At 39.1% G+C, this 901-nt stretch carries 1 protein-coding gene; it reads left to right on the top strand.

Annotated elements, in window-relative coordinates:
* The first annotated feature begins 212 nt into the window (after nucleotides 1-212).
* On the top strand, nucleotides 213-824 hold the full coding sequence (locus L2764_RS27385) for a right-handed parallel beta-helix repeat-containing protein (RefSeq protein WP_376708521.1): 612 nt from the start codon (nucleotides 213-215) through the stop codon (nucleotides 822-824).
* Nucleotides 825-901 lie beyond the last annotated feature (77 nt).

The following is a 901-nucleotide window of genomic DNA, read 5'->3' as shown; positions in this document are numbered from 1 at the left end:
TGGTTATCTTGCCATGATTTTATCACTTTTGATGCACTCAAAGAGAGTGTAAAAAACATCATGGATAATTATCCGTCAAAATATACGATAACTTTTAGTTAAGCACTTATCCGTTTGATCGGAATGGGAAGTGATGCACTGGGCATGGATGTTAAGCCTCTTATCTTACCGCTAATCATACCGAAAGAAGCAATCATGCAGCGCCGCACCAAATAAAGCTCATCAACCTCAATATTGAGGCGATCTCACGTCCCCCGGTTTATTTTTCACCCGGAGTCAATCATGTTAATTTGAAACAGTCATACCTTCATGGCACTTCAGATACTGTTGCGCTGTACCTCGATGCTGAATCCAATTATAATAAGATCCTCGATAATGAAATTGAAGTCAATACCGCTCAACAACTCATGGCTCTTGACGGCTCTGCTCATAACAAAATAGAAAATAATTATTTTATTCTAAATGATAATGGTGGTATTTATCTTTATCGAAACTGTGGTGAAGGCGGAACAGTTCACCATCAAAAGCCGAGTTTTAATCAGATTAAAGCCAATTATTTTAGCTATAACAATATTAGTGATAATAACAGCAACAATCCCGCTATTTATATTAGTGCCAATAACGGTCAGCAAAGCTATTGCACTGACGATGATGAAGCGCTGAATGAAGCAACCACCTACGCCAATATTATGGTGCCTAGTTTCAGACCCGATGCAAAAGCAGAAACAATAGATTTTGAATGCTTAATTGCAACCAATAGCGAAGGTTATTACAAATACCTCACTTGCCCCAGGGCGGGATCGCACTTTGTTAACAAAGATTGAATCTGCTGAATTACTGTGATCTAATCGCACCTCACTTTCTGAGATGTAACCCAATGACCCTGATCGAACACCTTACC

The organism is Shewanella surugensis (assembly GCF_023284005.1).
GTDB lineage: Bacteria > Pseudomonadota > Gammaproteobacteria > Enterobacterales > Shewanellaceae > Shewanella > Shewanella surugensis.
Note: the sequence above shows the minus strand (reverse complement) of the source record. Positions and strands in the feature narration are given on the sequence as shown.